Source organism: Sutcliffiella horikoshii, assembly GCF_021991925.1.
Lineage (GTDB): Bacteria > Bacillota > Bacilli > Bacillales > Bacillaceae_I > Sutcliffiella_A > Sutcliffiella_A horikoshii_F.
Map to the genome: position 1 here is coordinate 407346 of NZ_RXZI01000001.1, position 15709 is coordinate 423054.

Annotated in this window: 17 protein-coding genes; 13 read left to right on the top strand and 4 right to left on the bottom strand. The window is 40.6% G+C overall.

Annotated elements, in window-relative coordinates:
* The first annotated feature begins 9 nt into the window (after positions 1–9).
* Together EKQ44_RS01940 and safA are read left to right on the top strand one after the other, a co-directional pair.
* The gene (locus EKQ44_RS01940) at positions 10–753 is read left to right on the top strand and encodes a threonine/serine exporter family protein (RefSeq protein WP_237662538.1); all 744 of its coding nucleotides are present in this window, start codon (positions 10–12) and stop codon (positions 751–753) included.
* 228 nt (positions 754–981) lie between these two features.
* Positions 982–1602, top strand: coding sequence for a SafA/ExsA family spore coat assembly protein (gene safA, locus EKQ44_RS01945; RefSeq protein ID WP_237661835.1), 621 nt, complete (start codon positions 982–984; stop codon positions 1600–1602).
* A 228-nt stretch (positions 1603–1830) separates the two neighbouring features.
* Here the strand turns inward: safA and EKQ44_RS01950 are convergent, their stop codons facing one another.
* The 4 genes from EKQ44_RS01950 to nagA are packed head-to-tail and all read right to left on the bottom strand — an operon-like array spanning position 1831 to position 5256.
* The gene (locus tag EKQ44_RS01950) at positions 1831–2559 is read right to left on the bottom strand and encodes an SIS domain-containing protein (protein ID WP_237661836.1); all 729 of its coding nucleotides are present in this window, start codon (positions 2557–2559) and stop codon (positions 1831–1833) included.
* A gap of 12 nt (positions 2560–2571) precedes the next feature.
* Positions 2572–3303, bottom strand: a complete 732-nt coding sequence (locus EKQ44_RS01955) for a GntR family transcriptional regulator (RefSeq protein WP_237661837.1) — start codon at positions 3301–3303, stop codon at positions 2572–2574.
* A 19-nt stretch (positions 3304–3322) separates the two neighbouring features.
* Positions 3323–4060 (bottom strand): glucosamine-6-phosphate deaminase, encoded by a 738-nt coding sequence (gene nagB, locus EKQ44_RS01960; protein ID WP_237661838.1) that lies wholly within the window; start codon positions 4058–4060, stop codon positions 3323–3325.
* 5 nt (positions 4061–4065) lie between these two features.
* A complete protein-coding gene (gene nagA / locus EKQ44_RS01965) occupies positions 4066–5256 on the bottom strand; it encodes an N-acetylglucosamine-6-phosphate deacetylase (protein ID WP_237661839.1) in 1191 nt (396 codons plus the stop codon).
* 199 nt (positions 5257–5455) lie between these two features.
* Between nagA and EKQ44_RS01970 the strand changes: the two genes are divergently transcribed.
* The 11 genes from EKQ44_RS01970 (at position 5456) to panF (ending at position 15694) form a co-directional block, all read left to right on the top strand.
* Positions 5456–5962 carry a GNAT family N-acetyltransferase gene (locus tag EKQ44_RS01970; RefSeq protein WP_237661840.1) on the top strand — a complete coding sequence of 169 codons (507 nt, stop codon included), beginning with the start codon at positions 5456–5458 and terminating at the stop codon, positions 5960–5962.
* Between the two features lie 10 nt (positions 5963–5972).
* Positions 5973–6311, top strand: coding sequence for a hypothetical protein (locus tag EKQ44_RS01975; RefSeq protein ID WP_237661841.1), 339 nt, complete (start codon positions 5973–5975; stop codon positions 6309–6311).
* Positions 6312–6319: 8 nt separating this feature from the next.
* The gene (locus tag EKQ44_RS01980) at positions 6320–6874 is read left to right on the top strand and encodes a GNAT family N-acetyltransferase (RefSeq protein WP_237661842.1); all 555 of its coding nucleotides are present in this window, start codon (positions 6320–6322) and stop codon (positions 6872–6874) included.
* Positions 6875–7025: 151 nt separating this feature from the next.
* The gene (locus EKQ44_RS01985) at positions 7026–7925 is read left to right on the top strand and encodes a GNAT family N-acetyltransferase (protein ID WP_237661843.1); all 900 of its coding nucleotides are present in this window, start codon (positions 7026–7028) and stop codon (positions 7923–7925) included.
* Positions 7926–7972: 47 nt separating this feature from the next.
* A complete protein-coding gene (locus tag EKQ44_RS01990; protein WP_237661844.1) occupies positions 7973–9565 on the top strand; it encodes a M2 family metallopeptidase in 1593 nt (530 codons plus the stop codon).
* Between the two features lie 413 nt (positions 9566–9978).
* Positions 9979–11220 carry a D-alanyl-D-alanine carboxypeptidase family protein gene (locus EKQ44_RS01995; protein WP_237661845.1) on the top strand — a complete coding sequence of 414 codons (1242 nt, stop codon included), beginning with the start codon at positions 9979–9981 and terminating at the stop codon, positions 11218–11220.
* A gap of 147 nt (positions 11221–11367) precedes the next feature.
* The gene (locus tag EKQ44_RS02000; RefSeq protein ID WP_237661846.1) at positions 11368–11814 is read left to right on the top strand and encodes a pyridoxamine 5'-phosphate oxidase family protein; all 447 of its coding nucleotides are present in this window, start codon (positions 11368–11370) and stop codon (positions 11812–11814) included.
* Positions 11815–11943: 129 nt separating this feature from the next.
* Positions 11944–12483, top strand: coding sequence for a DUF6241 domain-containing protein (locus tag EKQ44_RS02005; RefSeq protein WP_237661847.1), 540 nt, complete (start codon positions 11944–11946; stop codon positions 12481–12483).
* 261 nt (positions 12484–12744) lie between these two features.
* On the top strand, positions 12745–13914 hold the full coding sequence (locus tag EKQ44_RS02010; protein ID WP_237661848.1) for an acyl-CoA dehydrogenase family protein: 1170 nt from the start codon (positions 12745–12747) through the stop codon (positions 13912–13914).
* Positions 13915–13934: 20 nt separating this feature from the next.
* Positions 13935–14234, top strand: coding sequence for a YhdT family protein (locus tag EKQ44_RS02015; RefSeq protein WP_237661849.1), 300 nt, complete (start codon positions 13935–13937; stop codon positions 14232–14234).
* Positions 14231–15694, top strand: a complete 1464-nt coding sequence (panF, locus tag EKQ44_RS02020) for a sodium/pantothenate symporter (protein ID WP_237661850.1) — start codon at positions 14231–14233, stop codon at positions 15692–15694. The genes EKQ44_RS02015 and panF overlap by 4 nt, the downstream gene beginning before the upstream one ends.
* Positions 15695–15709 lie beyond the last annotated feature (15 nt).

Genomic DNA, 15709 nt, shown 5'->3' on the forward strand with positions numbered 1-15709 from the left:
ACAACTGAAATGACAGAGCATGAAACGGAGAAAATCCTCCAGGTTTGCCTACTTGCCGGAAGAATCATGATGGAAGGGGGAGCGGAAACCTATAGAGTCGAGGATACGATGACTAGGATCGCTGCGTCCTATGGCATTACGGAAACACATAGTTTTGTGACCCCTACTGGAATTATCGTTTCCTTGAAAGGTGATAATCCGACTCAGCTTGTCAGGATAAATTTCCGGACTACCGATTTGGAAAAGGTGGCACGGGTCAATCATATCTCCCGTATGATTGCCGCCGGGGAGTTAAGTGTCAGAGAAGCAAATCAAGCCCTAGTCAACCTCGAAAAATCGCATCTTCTTTTTCCAATCAGCTACCAGATCATTGCTGCAGCTTTGGTCAGTGGGTCGTTTCTCATAATGTTCAAGGGTGTTTGGACGGACTTTTTGCCGGCCATGATTGCCGGGGGAATGGGTTACTGTGGTCTCTTATTAATTCAACATTACACGCAAGTTAAATTTTTTGCAGAGTTTTTCGCATCCTTGATTATCGGTCTCTTAGCATTTTCGATGGTTACGATAGGATTTGGATCGGAACTTGATAAAATCATCATAGGTTCAGTCATGCCACTTGTTCCAGGTTTATTAATCACTAATGCAGTACGTGATTTGATGCAGGGGCATTTTGTGTCAGGGCTTTCTAAAGGTGCCGAAGCCTTGTTTACAGCCTTTGCCATCGGGGCAGGAGTGGCTGTTGTTTTCCTCTAAGACTGTTTTCGCAAATTTGTTGATTTTATCAACGGTCTATTTCTTGATGTACTCCAATACTACTTGCAATAAAGCCAGAAGAAAGTCATTTTTTTGGAAGAGGACTGTTACTAGCAAGTCATGGAATATATTTCTTATTACAGTCATAACAAGCAATTAACAGTATATTTCGTTATTTTACAATAATTACTTGTTTTCAATTCTGCCGAAAAATATTAGATTTATAGTATGAAAACTTTACAGAAAGTCCTCATAACTTTGTCGGTTGTCGCACTAGTCTTAGGTGGAAATACAGCTGCCCTTGCAGCTACTACTCACACGGTTCAATCCGGTGATACGATGTGGAAGATAGCGGTAAAATATCAAGTTGGGGTATCCGAACTTATTGCTGCGAACTCTACATTCAAGAATCCCGACCTAATCTATCCAGGTCAAAGAATTACTATTCCAGAAAAAGGGGAGGGACAAACGTACGAAGAGCAGGTTGCTAAGTTAGTGAATCAGGAGCGTGCGAAATACGGGCTTAAGCCTTTAAAGCTTAACTGGGAGTTATCTAGAGTTGCAAGATACAAGTCTCAAGATATGATTGATAAAAGATATTTCAGCCACACGTCACCAACATATGGATCTCCATTCGATATGATGCGTAACTTTGGTATTTCTTACCGAACAGCAGGTGAAAATATTGCTGCTGGGCAAAAAACACCACAAGAGGTCATGAATGCTTGGATGAACAGTGAAGGCCATAGAAAGAACATATTATCAAGTCAATATACAGAAATCGGGGTAGGCTATGCCAAAGGTGGCCAATATGGACACTACTGGACGCAGATGTTTATTTCAAGATGATGATTGAAAAGAAAGCAGTGCCTTTAATCGGCACTGCTTTTATCATTTTATATGGTTCTGTAAACACCGCTGTTATTTTCTGGCATCTAGCTTCGTTGCTCACGGGCCGTTTGTTGAGCCTCCCTCGGTTTGCGTGCGGGGCTCGCGCTAACACACTACCTCCCATAGGAAGTTTACACGCAAACTGCTCCAATCAACAGCTTTAAAAACTTCTTAATAGCTCACCCACTAAAACATCCCAATCCTATCTCGATATTTTCTCATTGCCCTCTCGTTGTGTTCTTCTGCACCATCAATATTTCCACTTTTGAATATGGGAACAGCTATACCGTTTTTATGTAAAATCTCTGTTGTTTTGATTATTAGGTCGTTGACAATGGCAGCGTTTATTATAGTGGAACCTGGTCCGATGGGGGTTTCAAGGCCTTCTATTGTTACAAGGGCATCACCCTGGGGGATGCAACTATCGATTGCGATGGTTGCGGTCTCTGATAAAAATATCCCCGACGAGTGCCTTGTGGATAAGGAGTGATAGGCATGGGAGGAGATGGTGATCACTTTCATCCCGATCTCTTTCCCGTATTGTGCCACCTCTATCGGAACGGGATTCCGTCCGGATGTCGATACGACCAATAAGGCATCATTTGGCTCAAAAGGCTGAAGGGGTAAGAAGGTATCGGCAAAGCAAGGGTCCCTTTCCATTTCCGAGGAGCGAAGAGCACCTTTATGCAACATGACATCCTCTATTAAAACTGGTCTTACTGGTACGATTCCACCTGCCCGGTAAAACACTTCTTCTGCAATCATGTGTGAGTGACCACATCCAAAAACATGCAAGATTCCATCACGCTCGAAACACTCTGCAAGAATGGAAGCACTTTGTTGCATTACCTGCTTGTTCTTCTCGTTCACTTTTGTAAAGAGGTTCTGTATGGCCGAAAAATATCCATTATTCATTTTTAACCTCCGCTATTGATGGTTTCTGTTCATTTTTATATGGAATTTATAGCGATCTCCTCTGTACACCGATTTTACTAGCTCTAGGGGTGTACCATCCTGAAGATAAGTGTTTCGTTGGATATAAAGCATTGGATGTCCTTTTTCAATTTTTAATAGCTTTTCATCCTCTACAGATGCTTTGATGGATTCAATCAATTGGTCCGCATGTGCGATTCGCAGATTTAATTTTTCCTCAATATATGCATAGATGGAAGCGTTCACGACTTCCTCTGTAAGTCCTTTTACCATGTTCGCAGAAAGGTAGTTTGTTTCTAAGGCCATTGGTTCACCATCGGCAAGTCGGATTCGTTTTATTTCATAGACTGGTGCATACTCATTGATTTTGAGTTCGTTTGCAATAAAACTATTTGCTGGGATGATTTCAAAATGAATCAATTTACTTGTGGGATTCAAGCCGCGTTTTTTCATATCTTCCGTAAAACTAGTAAGACCTTGCAGGGGCTGCTCAATCTTTTTCTCGGATACAAAGGTTCCGCTTCCCTTTTTTCGATAGAGAAGCCCTTCGTTTACAAGGGAATTAATCGCTTGCCTTACAGTCATTCTGCTGATGCCATAATTTTCGGCAAATTCTCTTTCGGAGGGGATGCTGTCACCAGGCAGGATAATTCCTGCATTGATTTGATTTTTTATATGAGATTCCAATTGGTAATACATAGGAATCGGAGAGGATTTATCAATCATGTATGGTTTCTTTCTCCTTTCAGGCGATTATGCTTGATTGTTCAAGAACGGTGCTATCTGCGATAATTTTAACACATGGATGCTTTTTGAGGACAGACGCAGGAAAGCTTTCCGAAATATCTCCGTAAAGGAGCTGCTCGAATGCCTTCGCCTTGTTTCTGCCTGCTACAAGGAGGATTATTTCTTTTGCGCTCATGATGGAGGCTATCCCCATTGTAATGGCATGGGTAGGGACATCATCTAAACTGGAAAAAAATCTTGCATTGGCTTTTCGCGTAGATTCTGTCAGTTTCACCACATGGGTACGGCTATTGAAGGGGGTCCCTGGTTCATTGAAGCCAATGTGCCCGTTTTCTCCAAGGCCAAGAACCTGTATGTCTACCGGCCCATTCTTGATCAATTTTTCTTCGTAATTCCTACACTCAACTTCCAGCTTTTCGCCTAACCCATCGGGTATGAAGATTTTTTCTTTTTTGATATTGATATGTTGAAAAAAATGTTTTTCCATAAACGAATAATAGCTGTTTGGGTCCGTTTTTGGTAACCCTATATACTCATCTAAATTAAAGGTAGTGACGTTGTCATAAGAAGTCTTATGGATGATATGATCCTCCAATAGATGTTTATACATCCCAGTGGGGGTACTTCCTGTGGCAAGGCCAAGTACAATGTCTGGGTTGCTCCTGACCTGATTTGCAATATAGGAGGCTGCTTCTTTACTTAACGCTTCATAGGATGGGGTGTGTATGATATCCATGATGATTACTCTCCTTTGTATGATAGTTTTCCATTGCAGAAGGTCATTTTCACTTGCAGCTCTCCGTCGACAATGACGAGATCTGCATCTTTTCCTACCGCGATGCTGCCTTTTCGATCCCAGATATTCAAACGCTTGGCTGGATTGCTCGAGGCCATTTGGACTGCCTCTTGCATACTGCACCCTGTGTAATCCATCATATTCTTTACGGCTTCATTCATCTTCAGTACGCTGCCAGCGATGGTGCCATCTTCCAGGAAGGCAGTTTTATCTTCTACCTTCACCTTTTGACCACCAAGATCATATTCCCCGTTGTTTAGCCATTTTGCTCTCATTGAATCTGTTATTAACAGTATTTTATCAGGACCTTTAGTTCGATAAGTTGCTTTCACGACCGCAGGGTGAACATGGATGCCATCTGCGATGATTTCTAAGTAAAGTTCCGGATGGGCAAGCCCAGTCCCGGCAACACCCGGTTCACGATGGTGATTTCCTCTCATCCCATTATAAAAATGGGTAATATGTTGTGCGCCAGCGCTCATCGCCGCAAGCATTTCCGTATACAGTGCATCTGAATGCCCGATGGAGGCGATCACACCTGATTCAGTCAAAAATTTCACCAAGTCATTCCCATTTTCTTGTTCGGGAGCCATGGTAACAATTTTGATCGTACCACCTGAGTCAGACTGAAATTGAGTAAAGTCAGCTATACTCGGTTTCATAATAAATGCTTTCGGCTGTGCACCGGCTCTTTTGGCATTGATGAATGGCCCTTCCAAATGGACACCAAGCAATTCACATGCATAAGATTTAGGTTGGTTTTCCATGTAAGTGTGGATATTTTGCAATGCTTTACTTATATTGGTTTTCTCTTGTGTGATGGTGGTAGCAAGGAATGCGGTGGTGCCTTCCTTTGGGAGGGTGGATGCCATAGAATGGAGGGCCTCTTCGGTGGCGTCCATGACATCTGAACCATTCAATCCGTGTATATGAATATCAATAAAACCAGGAAGTGCTATTAGCTCTTTATGCAAAAGGATTTCCTCTAAATCATCATGGTTTGTATATTGGTCCATAGCCCCAATGTCTATGATTTTTCCTTCTTTGATTGTTATAAAAGCATTTTCCATGATGTCTTCTTCCAACATGACTTTTACTGATAGAAGAACAAAGCTTCCTGATAAACCAGTTTTCATATAATGATCTCCTTTATCTCTATTATATGTTCATGATAGCAAAAGAATGTCTAGTTGTATATACCACTTTTCACGGAAGTGGTATATACATAATCACCATTAGGAAATTGGATAACCAAATTCCATCTATTCATATTTTCGGCGAAATAATATACTATAAACAGAATAAGAGCATAGAATACTAGAAAGGTGAATCATCATGACTAACATGCAGCTAAAAATCAGAACAGCAGAACTTAATGACCTTCCAAAGATTGTAGAGATATACAATTCCACCATAGAAAGCAAAATGGTGACCGCGGATACTACACCAGTTAAAGTGGAGAGTAAAGTAGAATGGTTCCATCAACATAATGAAAAGAGGCCATTACAGGTAGTGGAATATGAGAACGAAATTTGTGCCTGGATCAGCTACCAGAACTTTTACGGTCGCCCGGCCTATCAAAAGACTGCAGAGGTTAGCATTTATCTGCATCAGGATGCAAGAGGCAAAGGACTTGGCGCTATATTATTGGATAAAGCAATCAAGGAATGTCCATCACTACAAATTGAAAATTTACTAGCTTTCATATTTTCACACAATATACCAAGCATTAAACTATTCAAGAAGTTTGGGTTTGAACAGTGGGGTTTCCTCCCAGAAGTGGCGGAACTTGATTCTGTCAAAAGGGATTTAGTGATAATGGGTAGAAAAATAATAATGTAGGGGGAAAGCAATGAAATGGAAATGGGCAATGGTCATCTTCACTGGCATATTTCTTGTTACGGGAACACTTCTGGCATTTAACGAACATGTTAGGGGAGCTGCAAAGCTTGCTATTTCCACCTCCCCAATTGTAACTCTATCATCTGAGCATGATACTAGGACGGTCATGGCAAAAATGGATGACGGAGCAGGGTTTCAAGATGTACTATCACACGTAGAAGCGGATGGCTGGGAATTCGAAGAACAGGTTGGCTCTATGTTCCTTTATTCAAGAGGAGAAGAAAGTCTCGTCATCATGCTAAAAATGTGGACAAACCAGTATATAGTGGCAGAAATGACGAAGGGGTAGGGGAGATTATGTTAAAACCGGTACCAATGATTAGAACGGAAAGATTACAGCTTAGAAGTTTGACGCTAAGAGATTCAGATATCATTTATTCATACTTCTCCAATCCAGAAATGACAAGGTTTTACGGAATGGAACCCTTCCAGTCTAAGCTGGAAGCTGATAAATTTATTAAAGACTTTATAGATGACTACACGACTTTGTATAGATGGGGCATTGTGGAAAAGGAAACAGGGACATTGGTCGGTACATGCGGCTTTCATGCTGTTTCGGATAAACACCGACGGGCTGAAATAGGTTATGAAATAGATTTACCATATTGGGGGAAAGGGTACGCTACCGAAGCCATTCAAGGATTGGTCAAATTCGGGTTTGATTCGATGGAACTTAACCGCATAGGAGCAAATGTGTACCCCGAAAATGTTGGTTCCAGAAAAGTTCTGGAAAAAGTGGGTTTTACCCACGAGGGACTCTTAAGGGGCTATTTATTCCAAGGTGGCAAATACCATGACGCAAATGTCTTTTCCATCTTAAAAGATGAAGTAATGGAACACAGGGATCAATAGATTGCTGTGTTTTTTTACGGAAAAAAATTGTGCTAAACGAAATAATAATAGATAATAAAAGTGTTAGAATTTACAGTAAGTTTAAACACAGCGAAAAAACGCTTTTATTTTAAGGCTGTTTTCGTAAAGTCCTAGCAAAGGGTGTGTTGACATGTTTCAAATAAGAAGATTGACGGATTGTACGTTAAATCAAGCTCTTCTTGCATGGAATAGAGGTTTTGAAGGATATTTCTTTGACGCAAAAATGGATGTGGATCGTTTTACAGCCAGAATTGGTCAAGAGTGTATTTCTGCCGACCTTTCCATAGTCGCTTTTGATGGTGAAGAACCAGTTGGGCTTCTTTTAAGTGGGTATAAACAAATAGGTAATGAGTTGATAGCTTGGAATGGTGGGACCGGCGTGGCTTCCAGTCATCGAAGAAAAGGTGTTGGCAAACTTTTGGTGGATAAGGCTTGTGAGCTATATCTGGAAAAGGGGATTAAGACTTCTACTCTTGAAGCCATTTCTGAGAACAAACAAGCCATTTCGTTATATGAATCCAGGGGATACAAAGTGGTGGATGAAGTAATTCATCTAACTTTGGAAACTCCAGTGGACTTTGAAGATTCATTGGATTACCAACCGGTGTACAGTTCCTCACAGGCATCCCAATTCCTTCCACTCTATAAGCAGGACACACCTTGGCAAAGTCAATGGTGGTGCATGAAAGATGGTCAAATGATCCAGCTTTTAGGCAATGAGGGGGAGACAGTTGCATATGCCTTGTTCAAAAAACAATATTCTGCCGATGGTACTTTAAACTCCATTGTGGTGACGCACTGTTTTATTGAAGAAAATCTATCTAATACAGATAGGGTATTGGAGGCTTTATTTTCCAATCTCTTTCCGCCTTCTGCTACACTTTATCAATGTACCATCGCCTTTTTCCAAACATCCAATGAAGTAGTCTATAAGTACCTGAAAACCAAAGGCTTCAATAAAAAGATCGGGCAAGTATGGATGAAAAAGCCGATTTCGATGGAGGTCTCTGGGAATATCAAACATTCTTAGGTAAAACAAACAGAAATTTTTATGCATTTTTATATGGAGGGATAATCATGTTAATTGAAAAGTTTTTACAAGAGCAAAATGAACAGTTTCAAATATTGTTGAAACAGTCCACTCATGCAGGATGGATGGCCCAAACGACAGGGGAGAAGAAATGGGCAGAAGAGGCAGGAAGAGCATCGAGCGAATTCAGTCTTTTCTATGCAGATAAAGAAAGGTACGAACAGGTGAAGGATTATTTAAAGGAACCAGGGTTAACACCAGAACAAAGAAGACAGCTAGAAATCCTCGAATATGGCATGAAAGAAAATCAATTAGAGAAACAAACGATTGAAGAACTATCCGCACTGTCTTCAGAATTGAATTACCTTTTTAATACATATACTCCGGAAGTGGATGGAAAGAAACTATCAGCCAACGATATCCGAGATATCTTGTTGAACAGTTTAGATACACAAATGCGAGAGAAAGCCTGGAAGGCTAGTAAGGAAGTGGGACAGGCGGTTTCGGATAAGCTATTGACGTTAGTGAAAAAGCGAAACGAATCCGCGCGTCAATTGGGATATGACAATTATTACGAAATGTCTTTTGCCAACCAAGAGCTCGATATGGAAGAGGTCTTTTCCATGTTCTCCGATCTTGTGGAACAGTCAGATGATACGTACCGTCAGTTGAAAAGTGAACTGGATAAGGGGTTGGCCGAAAAGTTTGGCATTAAAGTCAATGATTTAAAACCATGGCACTATGTTGATCCATTCTTCCAAGAAGCTCCCGCCAATGAAAAAGCCAATTTGGATGCTTTCTTTAAAGGGAAGGACCTGGAGAAACTCACAGCTGATACCTTCGACTCCATGGATATGCCGATAGAGGGATTGTATGCATCTTCAGACCTTGAGCCTCGTGAAGGGAAAAACCCTACTGCTTTTTGCATGGATATGAACAGGGAAGGAGACATACGGGTACTGTGTAATAATGTAGACAATACCTATTGGATGGGGACCATGTTACATGAGTTTGGCCATGCAGCCTACAACAAGTATGTGAACCGCGATCTTCCATATTTGCTTAGAAGCTTTGCACATATCCTGACAACGGAATCCATTGCCATGCTGTTTGGAAAAATGACCGAAAACCGGGAATGGTTATCCAAGTTCCTGAAGTTAGAGGATGAGAAGCTGGATGAAATGATGCCATCCCTAGAAAAGCATGAACAATTGAAGATGCTTATTTCAGGACGCTGGATTATTACGTTTGTATTCTTCGAAAGACAATTATATGAAAATCCGGATCAGGATTTGAATGCCCTTTGGTGGGAAACAGTGGAGAAAATCCAATTGTTGAATCCACCCGAGGATCGTACAAATCCCGATTGGGCGGCAAAAATACACTTTACCCTTGCACCGGTATATTACCAGAATTATTTGCTAGGTGAATTGACGGCAGCCCAACTCTATCAATATATAAAAGAGAATATATCGGATGAGTTCTTCACTCTTAAGGTAGGAGCATTTATTCGTGATGAATTCTTAGCGCCAGGGGCAACTTATCACTGGAATAAGAAAATAGAGAAAGTAACAGGAGAACCGTTGAACCCTGCACATTTTATAAAAGCATATTGTCATAATGAAATGCTGTTTTCGTAAACTTTGTTACTTTTTCGTGCTAATATATCAACCGTTATATACCATACTGTGGTGCTCTTTTCCCTGCAGTACTTATAAATACTATTTGCAATCTTTAAAGTTTGTATGCAGTAAAAAGTCCAACTGCCGACTTTTTACTAATAAATAGCAACATTCTTTGAGAAAAGAGCCTAATGATAAAGTGAATAGTTGATTTGAGCATTAAAAGATGGAATTAGATAGATAAAGTGGAAGAGGATTCATTCTCTTCCGCTTTTTTTTATTAAGTTTTTATGACTTTTATAACAAATTCAAAAAATTGCATGAAAATGCAACTAAATTACTATAAAATATATTAGACTGAGGTTTTTCGACCTATTATGACATTTATTGAATGTTAAATAACAAACTTAGAAGAAGGGTTTGTCTCCTATATGAAGAAATTTTTTCCTTGTGTACTCCTCTCCTTCCTGTTTTTACTTTTGGGGAACACATCTGTGGCAACTGCTGCCTGGCCTGGAGATCTATTCAGTGAATCGGTTCTATTGATAGATGCTAAATCAGGAAATGTCCTATATGAAAAAGATAGTGAACGAATCATGTATCCGGCAAGCATTACTAAAATTGTAACGGCCATTATTGCAATCGAAGAAGGAGATTTAGAGGATATTGTTACGATAAGTGAGAATGCTAGAAATCAAGATGGATCGAGGGTTTATTTACTGGAAGGTGAAAAAGTAACCTTGGAGAAATTGGTACAAGGGCTCATGATTAATTCTGGAAATGATGCTGGTACGGCCATTGCGGAACATTTTGATGGAAATGAAAAAGCATTTGCTAACCGAATGAATAAGTTTATGGAAGAAAAAATGGGAGTGGAGAATACAAACTTTGTAAACCCACATGGGCTTTTTCATCCAGACCATGTAACCACTGCAAGGGACATGGCAAAAATAGCTCAATATGCAATGAAAAATGAAAAATTTAGAGAAATAGTCAGTACTAAGGAAATGTATTGGAAAGGGGAAGGTTGGGAAACCACCCTATTTAATCACCACCGTCTATTATGGGACTACGAAGGAACGACAGGTGTGAAAAATGGATTTGTACCTGAAGCCGGGCATACATTGGTTACTTCGGCTACAAGAGATGGAATGGAACTTATTACTGTCACCTTGAAAGCTGCTTCTAAATATTATAGCTATTGGGATACCATGTCCCTATTGGATTATGGTTTCGCCAATTTTATGACGGAAGAAATTGAAAAGGGAGAAATGGTTTCTGATGCTGCTGGTAGAGAATATATGTTAGCTAAAAACATATTTGTTGCACGGCAGGAACAAGAGACAATTGCCCTGAAAGTAAATAATGACAAGGATTTAGTGGTCAAAGTTGGTAACAGAGAGCATATAAGGGAAGATGTATTAGTGGAACAGGAAAAGAGTTTGTTGACACCTGTACCTTCCGCCGCTTCCTCGGACTCTCTTGGAAATTCTGGTCCAGCTGGTGAGACTGAGGCAAAAACCAGTTTGGCCTCGACTGTAATCCTCTTTTTATCTCTATTTGTATTTATTTTTATCATGGGCTTGTTTCAAAAAAGGAGAAGGAGAAAAAAACTACAGCAACGCTACTCAAATTCTCTTGGCTATTCGAGAAGGAGCAGTTATAACAGATAATTGATTCAGCTATTCATCTTATCCAAGATGAATAGCTGTTTTGTTTTTCTCATGAGGGGTATTTTGGACATAAGAGGAAAAGGTGTTTGGCTTGTTGTCCAAACATTGTATATAATGGTGATATGTAGAAAATAGGAGGGATTAGTAATGCCGAGAACAGAAAGTACTCTAAATGAACAATTGATTGATTTATTGCAAGGTGAAAAGATTGTTTCCCTGATTACGTCCGATAAGGAAACAAATAAACCGAACTTAAGTATCGTATCATGGTTAGTTGCCCACCAGGATGGAAAAACAATCAAGTTTGCACTTGGACATAAAGCGGAGAGTGCCTTTAACATCGAGAAGAACCCGGACCTAATCCTTGGTGTGGTTGGTGCCGGCAGCTGCTATTCTATTAATGGGAAAGGCACTGTATCGGATGTAATCGATAAAACAATGAAGTATCGTGTCGTAACTGTTGAAGTGGAGTCTGTGGAGGATGTCATTTTCTACGGTGGAAAAATAACACAGGAACCAGACTACGTAAAAACATACGATGCAGACCTTGCAAAGAAGTTGGACGAGGAAGTATACGATCTATTAAAGGCATAAAATTTTTATAAGTATTTCACTGCACCATATAATGGTGCAGTTTTTTATTTGCAAGGATTTCTAAATTTTAGAAGAAACATGGAAAAGATAGGATGATAGTTTTATAATAAAAGAAGAAAGGGGGATGTTATGAAAAACTGGTTGAAAACAAACAAACGAAAACTCTTTCCTTTTTTTGCAGTCTTTCTGTTGGCGGGGGCGTTAGTAACCTATTACATAAATACCAAACCATTTCAGGAAGCAGGCAGCATTGGGGTGCTTGAAAACAGTAACAAGTCAACATCTAAATCATCAGGATCCAATAGTATCGCCGTGGAAAAAGATAATCCATTCAATCACAAGAACAAGTTAAAAGAAGGGGACGTCCAAAACTACATCCACTGGATGTCACATCAAAAAGTAAAAGCTGACAGTAAATGGACCCACTATAAACTGACTCCTGAAAGAGTGGACTGGCTTCTACAGATGGTCAAGGAAGGCAATTATGAACATGAGGAAGTATATGTCGAAATACTGACAAAATGGCAAAAGGGTAACTTTTCTTCAGCAGATCTTGATCATAATCGTGTTTGGACCTTACTTAATGGAAACGTTGGTAAAGCGTATGGGGTAATGTCAGAAGAAGAAGAAAAAGAATACCTTCAAAATCCCAACATCAAGTTTAAATAGAAGTTTCCCTTTTCTTGTTATGGTAGACTCTTTTCCCAAAGACTGTTTCTATTAACTCGTAAAAAGTCGGCAATTGGACTTTTTACTGCTCACTTGCTCAGAAAATCGCAAGTAGGTTTATAATTACAGCAAGGAAAAGAGCACGATATTTAAGAAAATAACGGCCTGTGTATTTATACGAAAAATCAACAAAGTTTACGAATACATTCTTATGGTAAAATAATGGCTAAATTGGCATTTAAAAAGGTGGTTTATTTCAGGATGAACGGAGTCAGAAACTTTGCGCAAACAAAGAGACAGCAAGACATCGTTAGAAACGCGGAAATCTTAGCTAAGGATTTTTCCAAACGGGCCGCACTCTATGATCAAAATGCTGAATTTCCATTTGAGAATTTCCAAGCTTTAAAGGATAGAGGATTCTTAAACCTTACCATACCAAAGAAATACGGTGGACAAGATGCTGGCCTGTATGAATTCCTTCTGCTACAAGAAACAATAGCACAGGGAGATGGGCCGACAGCCTTAAGTCTTGGTTGGCATCTTGGGATCATGATGAACGCTGCAAACAATCCTTCCTGGCCGGAAGATACGTATGAAAAAATTTGCAAGGAAATCGTGCAGGACAAAAAGCTGATCAATAGTGCTCATAGTGAAGCGAAAACAGGTAGTCCGGCAAGAGGTGGGAAGCCCGGAACTACCGCGAAAAGACTTCCCGAGGGTAATTGGCGAATTAATGGAAGGAAGAATTTTGCTTCCCTTGCTCCAGCACTGGATTTTTTTATCATCTCAGCATCCATTGACGGAACAAATGATGTTGGTGAGTTCCTCTTGCCACGAGAACTAGACGGCATAACGATTGAAGAAACTTGGAACACAATGAGCATGCGGGCGACTAGAAGTGACGATTTGTTAATAACGGACGTTATTGCACCAGAAGACGCCCTTTTATACATCAAAAAGAAACAAGCGCCAAAACCTCAAGGGTGGTTGCTACACATCCCTGCTTGCTATTTAGGGATAGCCATATCAGCGAGAAATGAAGCTGTATCCTTTGCAGATACATACCATCCCAATAGTTTGCCACATCCTATAAAAGAGGTGGCTAAAGTGAGGGAGAGAGTGGCCAAGATGGATTTGGAACTTACATCTGCAAGACATCTACTCTATAGCGTGGCTAGACTTTGGGATGAACAGCCCCATAACAGGGAGATGCTCGTTGGAGAATTAGCTGCTGCAAAACTGATTGGAACCAATAGCGCCATTAAAGTAGTGGATGAGGCAATGAGAGTAGTTGGTGCACAAAGCCTTCATGCTGAGCATCCCTTACAAAGACATTACCGGGATGTCCGTGCAGGTCTCCATAATCCACCTGCTGACGAACTTACCATCGAAATGCTCGCAAAGCAGGCATTTGATAAAGGTTCAGAATGATGGAAAAAGAGAGTGGTACTATGAATGGAAAATGGAATAAAAATACGAAAAAAGATTGGCGATATCCCATTGCACATAAGGAAGCATGGATTGGAATGGCACTTGTTATCTTCCATTTTGCTTGGTGGTATGGATTTGCCTACGGTTTTGGTTCAGAGCCTGTAGAATCCTATACATATGTGTTTGGTTTTCCTACATGGTTTTTCTATAGTTGTATTGTCGGTTTCATCGTCATCATTTTTCTTGTAATTTTGATAGTGAAGTTCATATTTGTGGATATTCCCTTGGAGTCAGATGAAAAGGGGGATCCTTATTCATGAATATACAAGTAATCATACCGTTGTTATTATTTCTTTTGATCATGTTTTTTATCGGGGTGACAGCCTCTCGTAAGCTTTCCAATTCTTCCTCTTTCGTGCAGGATTATTTCCTTGGAGGCAGAGAACTTGGAGGGCTTTTGCTTGCAATGACGATGGTGGCCACCTATGGGAGTGCATCCAGTTTTATAGGGGGTCCAGGTATTGCGTATCATACCGGGCTTGGATGGGTTCTGTTGGCCATGATTCAAGTGGTAACTGGCTATTTCGTTTTAACCATACTTGGGAAGAAATTTGCGATTATGGCCAGGAAAATGAAAGCAATCACCTTGATTGATTTTTTAAAGGAGCGTTACGGAAGCAAGTGGGTCGTATTGCTGTCAGCTTGTAGCATTATCATCTTCCTATTTTCTGCCATGGCGGCACAATGGGTCGGTGGAGCAAGGCTGATTGAATCCATTACAGGGCTCTCTTACACTTCGGCCCTGTTTGTTTTTGCGGCATCTGTATTGGTATATGTCATCATCGGTGGATTTCGTGCTGTTGCCATCACAGACGGAATGCAGGGGATCATCATGCTTTTCGGTACTATTGTCATTTTGGCTGGTACGATCATTGCAGGTGGTGGGGTTCCGGGTATTATGAGTGAGCTTATTACGGAAAATCCAAATCTAATCACTCCTTTTGGCGCAGATGGATCATTGACTCCACTTTATGTGTCCTCTTTCTGGATATTGGTCGGTGTAGGAGTTGTGGGACTTCCACAGGTGGCTGTCAGGGCCATGTCCTATAAAAATGCAAAAGCAATGCATGCCGCCTTGATCATCGGCACAATTGTAGTGGGGTTCATTATGCTTGGCATGCACTTGGCGGGTGTCTTTGGGCGAGTGGTGCTGCCGGGATTGGAAACTCCGGATACCGTTATGCCGCTTCTGGCTTTGCATGTATTGCCCCCCTGGCTTGCTGGTATTGTTTTGGCTGCCCCCATGGCTGCCATCATGTCGACGGTGGATTCCTTATTGTTGATTGTCAGTTCTTCCATTGTGAAAGATGTATACTTGAACTATATACGTCCGGATGCTCCTGAACAGAAAATCAAGAGGATAAGTATCGGGATTACGGCCGCAGTTGGAATATCTGTTTTCTTTTTGGCTATCGACCCTCCGGAATTTCTAATTACACTAAATCTTTTCGCGTTTGGTGGACTGGAGGCAGCCTTCATTTGGCCGGTGGTCTTAGGGCTTTATTGGAAGCATGGAAATGCAGATGGTGCATTAGCTTCCATCCTTGTAGGGGTGTTTTCTTATATTGGGATTACGCTTTTTATTCCAGATGCATTTGGTATGCATAGTGTGGTTCTTCCGGTAGTGCTATCTCTTTCAGCCTATATTCTATTCAGTCTGATTGGGCCAAATAGAAGGAACTCGAAACATGAAGACATCATCAATAACTATCTAATTTAGACACGAAAGAAATGG